Source organism: Pseudomonas chlororaphis subsp. aurantiaca (genome assembly GCF_013466605.1).
In the GTDB taxonomy this organism is placed as follows: domain Bacteria; phylum Pseudomonadota; class Gammaproteobacteria; order Pseudomonadales; family Pseudomonadaceae; genus Aquipseudomonas; species Aquipseudomonas chlororaphis_I.
In genome coordinates, this window is record NZ_CP059162.1 from 615,320 (window position 1) to 630,666 (window position 15,347).

13 protein-coding genes are annotated in these 15,347 nt (G+C 63.0%); 7 read left to right on the top strand and 6 right to left on the bottom strand.

The window, feature by feature from the left end; all coding sequences use genetic code 11:
* Positions 1–5: 5 nt before the first annotated feature.
* Together parC and H0I86_RS02715 are read left to right on the top strand one after the other, a co-directional pair.
* Positions 6–2,264, top strand: a complete 2,259-nt coding sequence (parC, locus tag H0I86_RS02710) for a DNA topoisomerase IV subunit A (protein ID WP_180923931.1) — start codon at positions 6–8, stop codon at positions 2,262–2,264.
* Positions 2,265–2,443: 179 nt separating this feature from the next.
* The gene (locus H0I86_RS02715) at positions 2,444–3,157 is read left to right on the top strand and encodes a PqiC family protein (protein ID WP_007921414.1); all 714 of its coding nucleotides are present in this window, start codon (positions 2,444–2,446) and stop codon (positions 3,155–3,157) included.
* Between the two features lie 223 nt (positions 3,158–3,380).
* Here the strand turns inward: H0I86_RS02715 and H0I86_RS02720 are convergent, their stop codons facing one another.
* Complete coding sequence (locus H0I86_RS02720; RefSeq protein ID WP_180923933.1) at positions 3,381–4,925, bottom strand: AhpA/YtjB family protein; 1,545 nt, start codon at positions 4,923–4,925, stop codon at positions 3,381–3,383.
* A 134-nt stretch (positions 4,926–5,059) separates the two neighbouring features.
* Between H0I86_RS02720 and serB the strand changes: the two genes are divergently transcribed.
* A complete protein-coding gene (gene serB / locus H0I86_RS02725) occupies positions 5,060–6,274 on the top strand; it encodes a phosphoserine phosphatase SerB (protein WP_180923935.1) in 1,215 nt (404 codons plus the stop codon).
* A 72-nt stretch (positions 6,275–6,346) separates the two neighbouring features.
* Here serB and asd read toward each other — a convergent pair whose 3' ends face one another.
* From asd to H0I86_RS02740, 3 genes are read right to left on the bottom strand one after another with little or no spacing between them, the layout of a single operon-like run.
* A complete protein-coding gene (gene asd / locus H0I86_RS02730) occupies positions 6,347–7,207 on the bottom strand; it encodes an archaetidylserine decarboxylase (RefSeq protein WP_180923937.1) in 861 nt (286 codons plus the stop codon).
* Between the two features lie 17 nt (positions 7,208–7,224).
* Positions 7,225–8,040 carry a thiosulfate sulfurtransferase gene (gene rhdA, locus H0I86_RS02735; RefSeq protein ID WP_038582587.1) on the bottom strand — a complete coding sequence of 272 codons (816 nt, stop codon included), beginning with the start codon at positions 8,038–8,040 and terminating at the stop codon, positions 7,225–7,227.
* 43 nt (positions 8,041–8,083) lie between these two features.
* Positions 8,084–9,622, bottom strand: a complete 1,539-nt coding sequence (locus H0I86_RS02740) for an HDOD domain-containing protein (RefSeq protein WP_180923938.1) — start codon at positions 9,620–9,622, stop codon at positions 8,084–8,086.
* A 166-nt stretch (positions 9,623–9,788) separates the two neighbouring features.
* Here H0I86_RS02740 and motA point away from each other — a divergent pair, with 166 nt between their 5' ends.
* Both motA and motB read left to right on the top strand, forming a co-directional pair.
* Positions 9,789–10,640, top strand: coding sequence for a flagellar motor stator protein MotA (gene motA, locus H0I86_RS02745; RefSeq protein WP_023970209.1), 852 nt, complete (start codon positions 9,789–9,791; stop codon positions 10,638–10,640).
* Positions 10,641–10,643: 3 nt separating this feature from the next.
* Positions 10,644–11,684: a flagellar motor protein MotB gene (motB, locus tag H0I86_RS02750; RefSeq protein WP_180923940.1), complete on the top strand. Its 1,041-nt coding sequence runs from the start codon at positions 10,644–10,646 to the stop codon at positions 11,682–11,684.
* A gap of 84 nt (positions 11,685–11,768) precedes the next feature.
* Here the strand turns inward: motB and rsgA are convergent, their stop codons facing one another.
* On the bottom strand, positions 11,769–12,800 hold the full coding sequence (rsgA, locus tag H0I86_RS02755; RefSeq protein ID WP_180923942.1) for a small ribosomal subunit biogenesis GTPase RsgA: 1,032 nt from the start codon (positions 12,798–12,800) through the stop codon (positions 11,769–11,771).
* A 107-nt stretch (positions 12,801–12,907) separates the two neighbouring features.
* On the opposite strand from rsgA, the gene orn reads away from it, so the two are divergent.
* Entirely contained in the window at positions 12,908–13,450 is a 543-nt protein-coding gene (orn, locus tag H0I86_RS02760; protein WP_007921399.1) for an oligoribonuclease, read from the top strand.
* A 171-nt stretch (positions 13,451–13,621) separates the two neighbouring features.
* Complete coding sequence (locus H0I86_RS02765; RefSeq protein ID WP_180925781.1) at positions 13,622–14,236, top strand: trimeric intracellular cation channel family protein; 615 nt, start codon at positions 13,622–13,624, stop codon at positions 14,234–14,236.
* On the opposite strand, the gene queG is transcribed toward H0I86_RS02765, so the two are convergent.
* Entirely contained in the window at positions 14,218–15,297 is a 1,080-nt protein-coding gene (queG, locus tag H0I86_RS02770; RefSeq protein ID WP_180923943.1) for a tRNA epoxyqueuosine(34) reductase QueG, read from the bottom strand. The genes H0I86_RS02765 and queG overlap by 19 nt on opposite strands.
* Positions 15,298–15,347: the final 50 nt, after the last annotated feature.

Below are 15,347 nucleotides of genomic sequence, written 5' to 3' on the forward strand. Positions count from 1 at the left end.
CCCGCATGAGCGACTCCCTGGATCTCAGCCTGGATGGCGTAGAACGCCGATCGCTGGCTGACTTCACCGAAAATGCCTACCTCAACTACTCCATGTACGTGATCATGGACCGTGCTTTGCCGCATATCGGCGACGGCCTGAAACCGGTACAGCGGCGTATCGTCTACGCCATGAGTGAGCTGGGGCTGGATGCCGATTCCAAGCACAAGAAGTCCGCCCGTACGGTCGGTGACGTGCTGGGTAAGTTCCACCCCCACGGCGACTCGGCCTGCTACGAAGCCATGGTGCTGATGGCGCAGCCTTTCAGCTACCGCTACACGCTGGTGGACGGCCAGGGTAACTGGGGGGCGCCGGACGATCCCAAGTCCTTCGCCGCCATGCGTTACACCGAGGCACGCCTGTCGCGGTACTCCGAAGTCCTGCTCAGCGAGCTGGGCCAAGGTACTGCGGACTGGGGGCCGAACTTCGACGGTACCCTGCAGGAACCCCTGGTATTGCCGGCACGTTTGCCGAATATCTTGCTCAATGGCACCACCGGTATCGCCGTGGGCATGGCCACTGACGTGCCGCCGCACAACCTGCGCGAAGTCGCCACGGCCTGCGTGCGCCTGCTGGACGAGCCCAAGGCCACGGTCGAACAGCTCTGCGAGCACATTCAGGGCCCGGACTACCCGACCGAAGCGGAAATCATCACGCCGCGCGCGGACCTGCTGAAAATCTACGAAACCGGTCGCGGTTCGGTGCGCATGCGTGCCGTCTATCGCATCGAGGATGGCGACATCATCGTCACAGCGCTGCCGCACCAGGTGTCTGGCGCCAAGGTGCTGGAACAGATCGCCGCACAGATGCAGGCCAAGAAGCTGCCGATGGTAGCCGACCTGCGTGATGAGTCGGACCACGAGCACCCGTGCCGGATCGTGATCATTCCGCGCTCCAACCGGGTCGATCCCGACGAACTGATGCAGCACCTGTTTGCGACCACCGAGCTGGAATCCAGCTACCGGGTCAACGTCAACATCATCGGCCTGGACGGCAAGCCGCAGCTGAAGAACCTGCGCGCCCTGCTGGTGGAATGGCTGGAGTTCCGCGTACTGACGGTGCGCCGCCGCCTGCAGTTCCGCCTGGACAAGGTCGAGCGCCGCCTGCACCTGTTGGACGGCTTGCTGATCGCCTACCTCAACCTGGATGAAGTGATCCACATCATTCGTACCGAGGATCAGCCGCGGGCCAAGCTGATCGAGCGTTTCGCCCTGAGCGAAGTGCAGGCCGACTACATCCTCGATACCCGCCTGCGTCAGTTGGCGCGTCTGGAAGAGATGAAGCTGCGCGCCGAGCAGGACGAACTGCTCAAGGAGCAGGCCAAGCTGCAAGCCCTGCTCAACAGCGAGGCCAAGCTGAAGAAGCTGGTGCGCACCGAATTGCTGCAGGACGCTGAAACCTACGGTGACGACCGTCGTTCGCCGATCGTTGAGCGCGCCGAGGCCAAGGCTTTGTCGGAAAACGAGCTGATGCCGACCGAGCCGGTCACCATCGTTCTGTCGGAAAAAGGTTGGGTACGCTGCGCCAAAGGGCATGATATCGACGCCACGGGCCTGTCCTACAAGGCCGGTGACGGCTTCAAGACCTCGGCCATCGGGCGTTCCAACCAGTTTGCGGTGTTTATCGACTCCTCCGGGCGCAGTTATTCGGTGGCGGCGCATACGCTGCCATCGGCCCGTGGCCAGGGCGAGCCGCTGACCGGACGCCTGACGCCGCCGCCTGGCGCCAGTTTCGAATGCGTGCTGCTGCCGGACGATGAGGCGCTGTACGTGATTGCGTCCGACGCGGGTTACGGCTTCGTGGTCAAGGGCGAGGATCTGCAAGCCAAGAACAAGGCCGGCAAGGCGCTGTTGAGCCTGCCGAACAACGCCAAGGTGCTGTTGCCTCGGCCGGTGAGCGATCGGGAACAGAACTGGCTGGCTTCGGTGACCACCGAAGGGCGTTTGCTGGTGTTCAAGATCAGCGACTTGCCGCAGTTGGGCAAAGGCAAGGGCAACAAGATCATCGGGATTCCGGGTGAGCGAGTGGCCAGCCGCGAGGAGTACGTGACCGATATCGCGGTGCTGCCGGAAGGCGCGACACTGGTGCTGCAGGCCGGAAAACGTACCCTGTCGCTCAAGGCCGATGACCTCGAGCATTACAAGGGCGAACGCGGTCGCCGGGGTAACAAACTGCCACGAGGCTTCCAGCGAGTGGATGCGTTGTTGGTAGAAACGCTCAATTGATGCGGCTTAGAGCGTCCGATCTGCGATTTAACCGGTAGAACGGCGCTACAACACTGGAGTCATGGCGCATATTCACGGATGATATGCGCTTTCAAGCGCCGGCGTGGCTGAGCGTTATTCAGGGTTATTTTGAGTATTTACACTGTGGCTAGCCTTGTGGCCGCCACCTGGATGGGATGATGACTGCTCTGCGCCTTCCTCTTGTTTTCTTGCTCGCTGGCGTTCTTGGCCTGGCGGGTTGCAGCGTACACCAGCCGGTGTCGCTGTATCAGCTGGACAGCGGAAGTCCAGCTCAGCCGGCACAAAGTGCTGGCATGGCTGTATTGCTGGGGCCGGTACTGGTTGCCGACTACCTGCAACGTGAAACCTTGCTGCAACGCCAGAACGACGGCAGCCTGCAGGCTTCGACCGACGGTCGCTGGGCCGGCAGCCTGTCTTCCGATATCGATCAGTTGCTGTTGCGTCAGGTCGCCGGCCAGCTGGACAGCCAGCGGGTTGTGCTGGCGCCGGCAAGCACCGGCTTCACCCCGGATGTGCAGGTGCTGCTGTCGATCACTCGCCTGGATTCGGGCGCGTCGCAACCGGCGGTTCTCGATGCGCAATGGCGCCTGATCGATCGCCGTGGGCAGGTGCGCGACAACCGTATCGTTCATCTGCAGGAGCAGCATGCCGGTACCACCGCGTCCCAGGTCCAGGCCCAGGGTGTGTTGCTGCAACGCCTGGCCGAGCAGCTGTCGGGTGCCCTCAAGCCGCTGGCCAACCAGCCGACGGTAGCCGAGGTACCGCGCAAGGCGGCGCCTGCGCCGGCGGCAAAACCGGCCGAGCAGGAGAAGCAGCCGAAGATTCCGATGGCTACGCCAATCCGCACGGATATGGAAGTGTTCCGCTTCTGAGTGTTGCGCTTCCAGGACAAAGCCCGCTGATCAGCGGGCTTTGTCGTTTCTGGAGAGTTGTTCGGTAGCTCGGGCGCTCTGCGGTGTTCTGCAGATTGCTATAGCGGGCAAGCCTCGCCCCTACAGAAGCAGGTAGGTGCGAGGCTTGCCCGCGATGGCGTCATCCCGATCAACGCCCAACAAAAAGCCCGCATCGCTGCGGGCTTTTTGTTGGGCGGCTGGCTTACAGCTTGGCCCGGCTCTCGTGCATCCGCGCCAGTTGCCGCTCCAGCATCGATGGGTAGGGCTCCATCAGGCGCTCGACGCAGCAGGCGCCTTCCGGGCTGGCGATCGGGCGAATGCGCGCACGCTGACGAATCAGCGCGTCATCGTTGATCTTGCGCTCGACCAGCAGCAGGTTGCGGCTGTGCTGGGACAGCGCCAGGGCATCCTGGGCGGTCTCGGTCAGCAGCAGGTCGATCTGGCTCAGGCCGAACAGCCCGTCGCCCAGGGTCAGGCCCAGTTGCAGCTGCAGGGTGATGCCGCTGTCGGCCACTTCGATCTGCAGGGCGTGGCCCAGGGCGCGCAGCAATTCGCCGCAGCAGATGGCGTTGGTCAGGTAGTCGTCGCCGCTGTCTTCGCTGTGGAACAGCATCAGTGTGCTGCCGTCGTTCAGGGTGTGCAGTTCGCTCTGGTACAGCGAGGCGGCCTGGTCGAGGCAATCGCGATAACGTTCCAGCAGTTCCGTCAGGCGGGCGCGGGGCAGGCGGCGCAGTTGCTCCTGGGCGCCCAGTTGCACGGCCAGTACCGCGCTGTGCTGTGGTTGTGCCGGTACGACGGGTTTCACGATCGGCTTGGCAGCGGTCGCAGTGGACGAACTGTCGCGAAGATCGGCGAACGGGTCTTCATCGTCGGCCAGATCCTCTTCGGCGTTGACCACGTGCCGTGGTGCGGGCTTCAGGCCGGCCACCGGAGCGCTTTCGTCGAAGCTCGGGTCACGCAGGTTGCGCACCTCGAAGGTCGGTTCCGCGTCTTCGCTGTCGTCGTAGTCGGTATCGTCGATCTCGGCTTCCGGTTCGGGCTCCGGCTCGATCTTCTCCGGCGCGAAGCTAGCGTGCAGCTGGCGCGCCAGGTCGCCGATCTCGTCCTGGCGCTGGGTGGCCGGGGTGTGCGCGTCGATATCCCGCAGCCAGACCCGCAGTTGCATCAGCGGCGTGGAGATGTGCCGCCCCAGGCGCAGGCTCAAGGCCAGGGCCAAGGCCAGCAGGATGGCGCTGAGAATGCCCATGCTCTGCAGGCTGATGGTCATCGGCTGCTGGAATTGTTCCATGTCCAGGCTGATGCGCAGGTTGCCCGCGGTCACATCCTGGAAGGTGATCTTGGTCTGGTAGACGCCTTCGGTTTCACCCAGCAGGCTGCTTTTCGGGCGCTGACCGGCTTCGGCGAGGATGCGGTTGTCCACGCTGTAGATCGCCGCATGGGCCACCAGCGGGTTCTTGGTCAGATTGTTCAGCAGCACGTTGAGGCTGAGGATGTCGTTGGACACCAACAGCTCGGTGGCCGAGGTCGCGGTCTGGGTGGTCAGGCTCTGACCCAGCGCATCGGCTTGTTCGTGCATGGCCTGCTTGAACTGCAGCCCCATCACGCAGGCATAGATCACCAGAGCCAGGGCGACCAGGATCACGTTATGGCTGGCAATGCGCAATGCAATCGGTACACGGCGATGACGCAGTGCACGGAAGATCAGCAGGAAGAAGTTATCGGTTTTAACTGGCGTGGGCCGGTTCACTGAGCTCGGCTCTTTTGTCCGTGAAGTTGAGGCGCAGTATAGCGACAGGCCCTAGACCGGCAAAGCGCTGGCTGTGCCCGATGGTCACTGAAAGTGGGTAGAATGCGGTTTTTTTCCACCTGCGGGGGTGCGCCTTGCGCGAAATCGTCCTGATAAACATCACCGGTGAAGACCGTCCGGGTCTCACTGCAGCCATTACCGGCGTTCTGGCCCAGGGTGGTGTGAACATTCTCGACATCGGTCAGGCGGTGATCCACGACACTCTGTCGTTCGGCATCCTGGTTGAGATTCCGGACAACGAGCAGAGCTCGTCGGTGCTCAAGGACATTCTGTTCACCGCCTATGAGCTGGACCAGCAGGTCCGTTTCACGCCGGTTTCCGAAGAGGATTACCAGCAGTGGGTCGGTGGCCAGGGCAAGAAGCGCCATATCGTTACCTTGCTGACACGCAAGGTCACCGCCGAGCAGTTGCAGCGCGTCAGTTCGATCACCGCCAAGTACGGCTTGAATATCGACCATATCGATCGCCTCTCCGGGCGCATGCCGCTGGACACCCCGGCCGACAAGGGCAAGGGTTGCATCGAGTTCTCCGTGCGTGGCGAAGCGGCCGATCCGCAGGCATTGCGCGCCGAGTTCCTGAGTGTTGCGCAGGAGTTGAATGTCGATATCGCCTTCCAGGAGGATTCGCTGTTCCGTCGTAACCGCCGCCTGGCGGTGTTCGACATGGACTCGACGCTGATCGAGGCGGAAGTCATCGACGAGCTGGCCAAGGCGGCCGGCGTGGGTGACCGCGTGGCGGAAATCACCGAGCGGGCCATGGCTGGCGAGCTGGATTTCCAGGCCAGCTTCAAGGAGCGCCTGGCCTTGCTCCAGGGCCTGGACATCAAGGTGCTGGACTCCATCGGCGCATCGCTGCGCCTGACCGAAGGTGCCGAGACCCTGTTCGCCGAACTCAAGCGCCTGGGCTACAAGACTGCGATCCTCTCGGGTGGCTTCACCTACTTCGCCAAGCAATTGCAGGCCAAGCTGGGGATCGACTACGTATTCGCCAACGAGCTGGAAGTGGTCGACGGCAAGGTGACTGGTGTCGCGGTCGAGCCGATTGTCGACGCCCAGCGCAAGGCGGATCTGCTGCGCGAGCTGGCCGCCAAGGAAGGTTTGCGCCTGGAGCAGACCATCGCGGTCGGCGACGGCGCCAACGATCTGCCGATGCTGGCGATTGCTGGCCTGGGCGTGGCTTTCCGCGCCAAGCCGCTGGTCAAGCAGTCGGCCAAGCAGGCGATTTCCACCCTGGGCCTGGATGGTGTGCTTTATCTGCTGGGTTTCCGCGATCGCGACGGCCAGCTCTGAGCCGAATCCAAGGCAAAAAAAAACGCCGCGATCTGCGGCGTTTTTTTATGTCAGGCTTTTTATGCCCAAAGCTCAGGCCTTGGCCAGGCCGATGCCCTGGCCCATCTGCACCGGCGAGCCGGCCGCCAGTTCTTCGGCCCACTGCACTTGCTCCGGCCCGAACAGCACGATCGCGGTGGAGCCCAGCTTGAAGCGGCCCAATTCGGCGCCTTTTTCCAGGTGGATCGGTGCGCGGGCGGCTTCGTCGTAGCGCACGGTCTTCAGTTCGCGCTTCGGCGGAGTCACCAGGCCGGCCCAGACAGTTTCGATCGAGGCCACGATCATCGCGCCCACCAGTACCACGGCCATCGGGCCGCGTTCGGTATCGAAAATGCACACCACGCGCTCGTTGCGGGCAAACAGCTCCGGCACGTTTTCCGCGGTGGTCTGGTTGACCGAGAAGATCCGCCCCGGTACGTAGACCATTTCTCGCAGGGTGCCGGCCAGTGGCATGTGCACGCGGTGGTAGTCCTTCGGCGACAGGTAGATGGTGGCGAAGTCGCCGCCCATGAACGGAGCCGCCAGGGCCGAATCACCACCCAGCAGTTCCAGCACGCTGAAGCTGTGGCCCTTGGCCTGGAATACCCGACCGTGTTCGATCGGGCCGAGCTGGCTGACCGCGCCGTCGGCCGGGCTGAGGATCGCGCCCGGAGTCTGGTCCAGCGGGCGGGCGCCGTCTTTCAGAGCGCGGGTGAAGAAGGCGTTGAAGTGCTCGTAGGCGGTCAGGTCTTCCACCAGTGCTTGCGACATGTCCACCTGATAACGCTTGGCGAACCAGGCGGTGAAGGCATTCTTGAACCAGCGCACGCGGCACTCGGCAATGCAGCCGGCCAGGCGCGACAGCAGGTGGTGAGGCAGCAGGTACTGGCTGAGGATAAACAAACGCTTTTTCATTAACTGTCCTTAAAACCTTAAATCTCTACGGGCGTGTCAGGGTGGTTGCCCCACTCGCCCCAGGAACCGGCATAGCCTTTGACTCGCGGATAACCGAGCGCCTTGGCCACCAGATAGGTGAAGCCAGAGCGATGGTGAGTCTGGCAGTGGGTAATCACTTCTTTGTCTTTGCTGATGCCGAGCTGTTCGAGGATCTGCGGCATGTCGCTGCGGATCCGCAGGTTGCGCGCCTGGTCCATGCCCGCCGTCCACTCGAAGTTGATCGCGCCGGGAATGTGTCCACCCTTGGCGGCGAGGACTTTCTCCCCCGAGTACTCCAGCGGGCCGCGAGCATCCCAGATCGCCAGGTCGGCCGCGCCAAGCCGGCTTTGCAGGTATTCACGGGTGGCGGTCGGTTCGTCGTGCAAGGTCAGGGCGACAGGGCCGCCGACGGCCGCCGGGACTTCGCTCGAGACCGGCAGGCCGTCCGCCAGCCAGGCCAGTAGCCCGCCATCCAGGTAGTGGTAGCGGGAGTGGCCGATGACATCCAGCAACCAGATGAACCGCCCGGCCCAGCCGCCGCCTTCGTCGTCGTAGACCACATAGACCGCATCCGGGTTATGCCCCAGTTCGCCGAACAGGGCTTCCAGGGCCGCCTGTGGTGGCATCAGCCCGGGCGCCGGTGCCTGACCGAGCTGGGTGCGTTTAGGGTCGACGAAACGCGCGCCGGGGATATGGCCCGCGGCATAGCGGGCGGCGCTGGTCAGGTCCACCAGGATCAGTTCGCGGGCATCCAGGCGAGGGAGCAGGTCGCTCGGCTCGATCACCAGCGGCAAGCCAGAGAAGTCAGGCATGTGAGGTCTCCAGGGCACAAAGGGGAGGATTGTAGCGCAAGCGTCAGCGGCTGCGGTTGGTAAAGCTGTGCAGGGCCTTTTCGATGCACTGGGCGGTCTTGCCGAACGCTTGTACGGAGATTTCCGAGAAGGGCTGGCCGCCCTGGTCGGCGACGATCAGCATGATCACCCGGCCATTGCTGGGCACCGAGCGCATCAGCAGGTGCTCGCCACGAAACAGCGTGCGCAGGCTGGTGGGCAGGCGGGCGGAGAACCGGGCGTTGTTGGTCGGCGTCAGGCGCACTTGCGCCGGGGCGTCCAGCAGCCGTTGCAATACGCTGCTTTGACTGATCGTTAGCATCAGGCTCGAGGCTTGCGCAGGCAGCCCGGCGATCTGATGCACTCGCAACTGGGTCCGCGTGCGGTCGACCATCAGCAGCATCACCCGGCGCATGCCGCACGCCACCAGGGCATCGCGGGCAAAGGTGGTCAGGTGCATGGCATTGCTGAAACGGCTGGGTTCCACCAGCAACTCGCTGCACTGCTTGCGCCATTTGGCCAGGTCTTCGGCGGTTGGTGCGGGCACTGGAAACTCGCCGCGATGCATGCGCCGGGCCTCCCAGGGCCAGAGCAGCGCCTCGGCCGGGTGCCACAGGTCGGGCATGCGGTGATGCCGGGCACTCTGCACGGCTTGCTGGTGCAGCTGTTGTTGCAGCTCGTCCATCGACATCTGCAGGTACAGGCTGGTCAGGTATTGCCAGCGCATGCAGTGCGGGCCGGTCCAGGACTCTTGCGCCGAGAGGGCCAGGGCGTTGGCCAGCAACACACTGTTGGCCGGCTGGTTCAGCCAGCGTTGCAGGGTCGGGTCGGCATCCAGGCATTGTTGCTGGTGCAGCGGGTGGGCGTTATCCCGGGCGATATGCAGGGCCTTGACCAACTGGTCCTGCTCGTCGATCAGCAGGCGGTAGCCTTGCTGTACCCAGATCGGCAAGTGCCAGATCTCCACCAGGGCCTGGCCCAGCTGAAGCAGGCCGACACCGAACAGTTGCTGCTCGACCTCCTGGGCCGGCTCGGCCTTGTGGACGACCCGCAACTCCCACTCTTCGAGCAGTTTTGGATAGGTCAGCGCCAAGGGCCACAGCGGCGAGAGAAACAACAGGCTGCCCCAGTGAATGTCCTGCCAGAGCCTGGCCAGGCGCCCGGCAAAAAAGCCGTTGGCCTGTTGGGTCGCGTGCTGGCTGATCAGTTGCAACTGGCGCAGCCCGACCGGGATCTCCTGCTCGGGCTGGGCGGGCAGGCGGGCGAGCAATTCTTCGGTACGCGCGAGGCCCAGGCGGTTGAGGGCGACTTCGAGGTTCTCGGCCGGCTCGCCCATGCTGCCGTGGGTGTGGCGATTGGCTTCGCGAATCACGCTCAAGGCCAGCGCGGGGCTGTCCTGCATCAGGTCGGCAATGTCGCGCAACGAGCTGCGATTGTCCCTGATGGCTTTGCAGACCCGGTCGTGGCTGGCTTGCGGCACCGGCAAGCGGACCGCGTCAAGCAGCTTTATCCAGGATTCGAGGGAGTGGGGGGCGGTAGTTGGGACTGTCGTTTCATTAGACATGGCTGGGCGCAATCATCGTCTGCTGTAAACACGCCCAGAGCGGGCCAAACTGGCTTTTCGCCTTAACGGCCTATAGTCTGGCGCAGTTTTGCCGATAAGTAGAAGAAGAGTTTTAAGAACTTCCGAATATGACCTTGAACCCGACTCAGTAAGTACCTTCCTACCTATGGCTAAAATTATCGGCATCATCGTCGTGTTCGCGAGCGTGCTCGGCGGATACGTGCTTTCTCACGGCAAGATTGCCGCCCTGATCCAGCCTTTCGAGGTCATGATTATCGGCGGCGCTGCGCTGGGGGCGTTCCTGCAGGCAAACCCCGGCTACATGACCATGCACGTGCTCAAGAAGTCCTTGGGGATGTTCGGCTCGCGCTTTTCCCAGACCTTCTACCTGGAAGTGCTGGGGCTGATCTACGAGATCCTCAACAAGAGCCGCCGTGAAGGCATGATGGCGATCGAGGGCGATATCGAAGACGCCGCCGCCAGCCCGATTTTCGCCAAGTACCCGTCCGTGCTCAAAGATGAACGCATGACGGCGTTCATCTGTGACTACCTGCGCATCATGTCCTCCGGCAACATGGCTCCTCACGAGCTGGAAGGCTTGTTCGACATGGAGCTGTTCAGCCTCAAGGAAGACCTCGAGCATCCGTCCCATGCGGTCAACGGCATCGCCGACGGCATGCCGGGTTTCGGTATCGTCGCGGCGGTACTGGGTATCGTAGTGACCATGGCGTCCCTGGGCGATGGCGACCAGAAGTCCATCGGCCTGCACGTAGGTGCGGCGCTGGTCGGTACCTTCTTCGGTATTCTCGCGGCCTACGGTTTCTTCGGCCCGCTGGCCCATTCCCTGGCGCACGACGCCAAGGAAGAGCTGAACGTCTACGAAGCCATCAAGGCTTCCCTGGTGGCCTCGGCTTCCGGCATGCCGCCATCGCTGGCCGTGGAGTTCGGGCGCAAGGTCCTGTACCCGGCGCACCGTCCGAGCTTCGCCGAGCTGGAACAAGCAGTTCGCGGTCGCTAAGCCATGGAAAACAATCAGCCGATTATCATCAAGCGCGTCAAGCGCTTTGCCGGCGGGCATCACGGCGGGGCCTGGAAGATTGCCTTCGCCGACTTCGCCACGGCGATGATGGCGTTCTTCCTGGTGCTGTGGCTGTTGTCCACCGCCACCCCGGAACAGAAGATCGCCATCGCCGGTTACTTCAAGGACCCGATCGGCTTCTCGGAAAGCGGCACGCCCTACATCATCGACCTGGGCGGTTCTCCCGAGCTGGCGCCGGACAACACGCTCAACCCCGAGATCAAGTCGCAGCCGCAGCCGGACAAGGTCACGGTCGATACCGATCAGGTCGAGAGCATGGCCGAGCAGGTTGAGAGGGAGCGTCTGGAGCTGTTGCTGCAGGAGTTGCAGAACAAGGTCGAAGAAAACCCGCAATTGCAGAAGTTCAAGGACCAGATCCTGTTCGAGATCACTCCGGACGGCCTGCGTATCCAGATCATCGATTCGGAAAACCGGCCGATGTTCGACTCCGGCAGTGCGCGCCTGAAGCCGTACTTCGAGGACATCCTGCTGGCCATGGCCGACACCATCAAGGCGGTGCCGAACAAGATCAGCATCAGTGGTCACACCGATGCCAAGCCTTACGCGGGCACCGGCGATTTCGGCAACTGGGAGCTTTCGGCCAACCGTGCCAATGCCGCGCGTCGGGCGCTGGTGGCAGGCAGCTACCCGGACGGTCAGGTGGCTCGCGTGGTGGGTTATGCCTCGTCGTCGCTGTTCGATCGCAAGGACCCGTTCAACCCGATCAACCGGCGTATCGACATCGTGGTGCTGACCAAGAAGGCCCAGCGCGCGATCGAAGGTGAAGTCGCTCCCGAGGCTCCGGCACCGACCCAGGGCCAGGGCGCCCCGGGCGAAGTGCCGGTCGACCCGAACGCCTTGCCGCCGGAGCAGGAGCCTTTGCCGGCCCATGAGTTGCGCGAGCGACTGAATATCTTCGATGATGCGGCGCCGAAGACCGAAGGCGCGGTGGCACCTGCAGCCACACCTCCAGCTGCGCGGTGATCGGTAAAAGCAGGCTCTGTTAAAGAGTGCTCATAAAAAAGGCCGCGATCATCGCGGCTTTTTTTGTTTCTGCGTGGCTACTTATTAATAGCTGCTGTCCGGCAGGCTGGCGATGATCGAGCGATAGCTGTTCATCCGTTGCTGCTGGATCCGCCCGTCTTCCAGGGCCTTGAGCAGGGCGCAGCCCGGTTCGCGGTCATGTTTGCAGTCACGGAAACGGCAGGTGCCCAGCAGGTCGTTGAACTCGATGAAACCCGCTTCGACATCGGCGCGGCTGACGTGACCCAGGCCGAATTCGCGAATCCCCGGCGAGTCGATCAGTTCACCGCCGCCCGGGAAGTGGAACAGGCGCGCGGTGGTGGTGGTGTGGGTGCCTTGGCCGGACAGCTCCGACAAAGGCCCGACACGGGTTTCGACGTCCGGCAGCAGGCTGTTCACCAGCGACGACTTGCCCACGCCAGACTGGCCGACAAACACGCTGATCCGTCCATCCAACTGCGTCTGCAACTGTTCCATGCCATTGCCGTGGTGGGCCGAGACTTCCAGCACCGGATAGCCCAGTTGCCGATAGACCGCCAGCAGGGTATTCAGGGCAGGGGCGTTCTGCTCGTCGATCAGGTCGAACTTGTTGAGCAGCAGCAGCGGGCGGATGCCGGCATGTTCGGCCGCGACCAGATAACGGTCGATCAGGTTGGCATGGGGCTCGGGCAGCGGGGCGAAGACGATCACGATCATGTCGACGTTGGCGGCGACCGGCTTGAGTTGGCCGCGGCTGTCCGGGCGACAGAGTTCGGTATGGCGCGGCAGTTGCGCGACGATCACCCCGATGCCCTGGTTGCCCGGGCGCCAGACCACCTGATCGCCGGTCACCAGCGCCGGCAGGTTGGCGCGCAAGTGGCAGCGGAACACCTGGCCGGCCAGTTCGCCCTCGCGTGCCTCGACCTCGACCTGCACGCCGAAGTGGGCGATCACCAGGCCGGTCTGTTCGGGACCGAGATCGCCGCCTTCCAGGGCTTCCACGGCAGAGGATTCACGTTTGGCGGCGCGGGCGGCGCGTTCGCCTTGAATCTTTTCGATGCGCCAGTTTTGGCGACGATTGAGCTGGCGTTTGGCCATTGGTGTTCCGTGTCGAGAATGCGGCGGTTAGGTAAAACGGTCGCGAGTTTAGCACGCCAGCAGGTCCCTCTAGGCTAAACTGCGCAACTACGCCGAGGAGCCCCCACATGCAAAACCCGCAGAATCTGATCTGGATCGACCTGGAAATGACCGGTCTGAACCCTGATACCGACGTCATCATCGAGATGGCGACCATCGTCACCGATAGCAATCTCAATACCTTGGCTGAAGGTCCGGTCATCGCCATCCACCAGAGCGATGAAATTCTCGCCGGCATGGATGAGTGGAACACTCGCCAGCACGGTGGCTCGGGGCTGACCCAGCGCGTGCGTGAAAGCCGCATCAGCATGGCTGAAGCGGAAGCGCAGACCATCGCCTTCCTGGAGCAGTGGGTGCCCAAGGGCAAGTCGCCGATCTGCGGCAACAGCATCTGCCAGGACCGGCGTTTCCTGTATCGCCATATGAAGGCGCTGGAAAGCTACTTCCATTACCGCAACCTTGACGTTTCCACCCTCAAGGAACTGGCGGCCCGCTGGGCACCGGATGTGCGCGACAGCTTCAAGAAAGGCAGCACCCACCTGGCGCTGGACGACATCCGCGAGTCGATCGCCGAGCTGCAGCATTACCGCAAGCACTTCATCAAGCTCTGATGGTCCGGTGGCGTCTGTTCTGACGTCATCGCGGGCAAGCCTCGCTTCTACAGGTTCGCGCAAGGCCTGCCCGCGATAGATCGCGCCGGGGTCCCCAGCAATTCCAGTCAGCGCCCCCTTTTGGTGCCAGCAGCAACTGAGTAGACTGCGCGCCTTCCTGTAAGGACCGCCATCATGCTGCTGATGCTTTACCTGATTGCCATTACCGCCGAAGCCATGACTGGCGCCTTGTCCGCCGGTCGTCGTGGCATGGACTGGTTCGGGGTGGTGTTGATCGCCTGCGTCACGGCCCTGGGCGGCGGTTCGGTGCGTGATGTGCTGCTGGGGCATTACCCGCTGACCTGGGTCAAGCATCCGGAATACCTGGTGCTGACCTCGGTCGCGGCCCTGGTGACCATCTTTATCGCGCCCTTGATGCGCCACCTGCGTTCGCTGTTTCTGGTGCTCGACGCCGTGGGGCTGGTGGCGTTCACCCTGATCGGTTGCATGACCGCCCTGGAAATGGGCCATGGCATGGTGGTGGCATCGGTCAGCGGGGTGATTACCGGGGTGTTCGGCGGCATCCTGCGGGACATCTTCTGCAACGATATTCCGCTGATCTTCCGTCGCGAGCTGTATGCCAGCGTCTCGTTCGCTGCGGCCTGGTGCTACATGCTCTGCATCCATCTGCAATTGCCCGGCGAGCAGTCGATCCTCATCACCCTGTTCGGCGGTTTCCTACTGCGCTTGCTGGCGATCCGTTTTCGCTGGGAAATGCCCAAGTTCGTCTACAACGACGAGCAGTGACGGCTGGCGTGCTGTTTCAGCGCCCATTCCACGTGTTCGCGTACCAGCTCTGACGGGTAATCCCGCCGAGCCTTCAGGGCTTCCAGCACCGGAATGCTCGACGGCGCGTTACCCAGCCCCACCGCCAGGTTGCGCAGCCAGCGCTCATAGCCGGCGCGGCGCAGCGGCGAGCCTTCGGTGCTGCTGAGAAACTTGTCCTCGTCCCACATGAACAACTCGGCCAGCTCGGCATTGTCGAGGTTGTGCCGTGGCTTGAAGTCGTCTTCGCCGGAAGGGCGGGCGAAGCGGTTCCACGGACAGACGATCTGGCAGTCGTCGCAGCCGAACACCCGATTGCCGATCAGTGGGCGCAGGTCTTCGGGAATGGCGTTTTTCAGTTCGATGGTCAGGTACGAAATGCAGCGCCGGGCGTCCAGTACATAAGGGCCGACGAAGGCCTTGGTCGGGCAGATGTCCAGGCACGCCGTGCAGCGGCCGCAGTGTTCGGTGGCGTGGGGCTCGTCCACCGGCAATGGCAGGTCGACGAACAGTTCGCTGAGGAAGAAATAGCTGCCAGCCTTGCGGTTGAGTACCAGGGTGTTCTTGCCGATCCAGCCGAGCCCGGCCTGTTCGGCGATGGCTTTTTCCAGCACCGGGGCGCTGTCGACGAAGGCGCGATAGCCGAACGGGCCGATTTCCTTCTGGATGCGCTCGGCCAGTTGCTGCACGCGCTTGCGGATCAGCTTGTGATAGTCGCGGCCCAGGGCGTAGCGCGAGACGTAGGCTTTTTCCGGTTGGGCCAGGCGCTGCGCCATCTGGGTGTCTCCGGGCAGGTAATCCATGCGCAGGGACACCACGCGCAGGGTGCCGGGCACCAGTTCGTCCGGGTGGGAGCGTTTGCTGCCGTGGGCGCCCATGTAGTCCATTTCGCCGTGGTAGCCCGCTTCGAGCCAGCGCTGCAGGTGCTGCTCATGCTCGGCCAGGTCCAGGCCGCTGATGCCAACTTGCTGAAAGCCCAGCTCGCGGCCCCAATCCTTGATCGATTGGGCGAGGGCGGGCAGATCGGTGGTAATGGCAGGCATGAGGCGAGAGAAACCGGGGCTGAGGTGCGTATAATTCTGCCAGACATCGG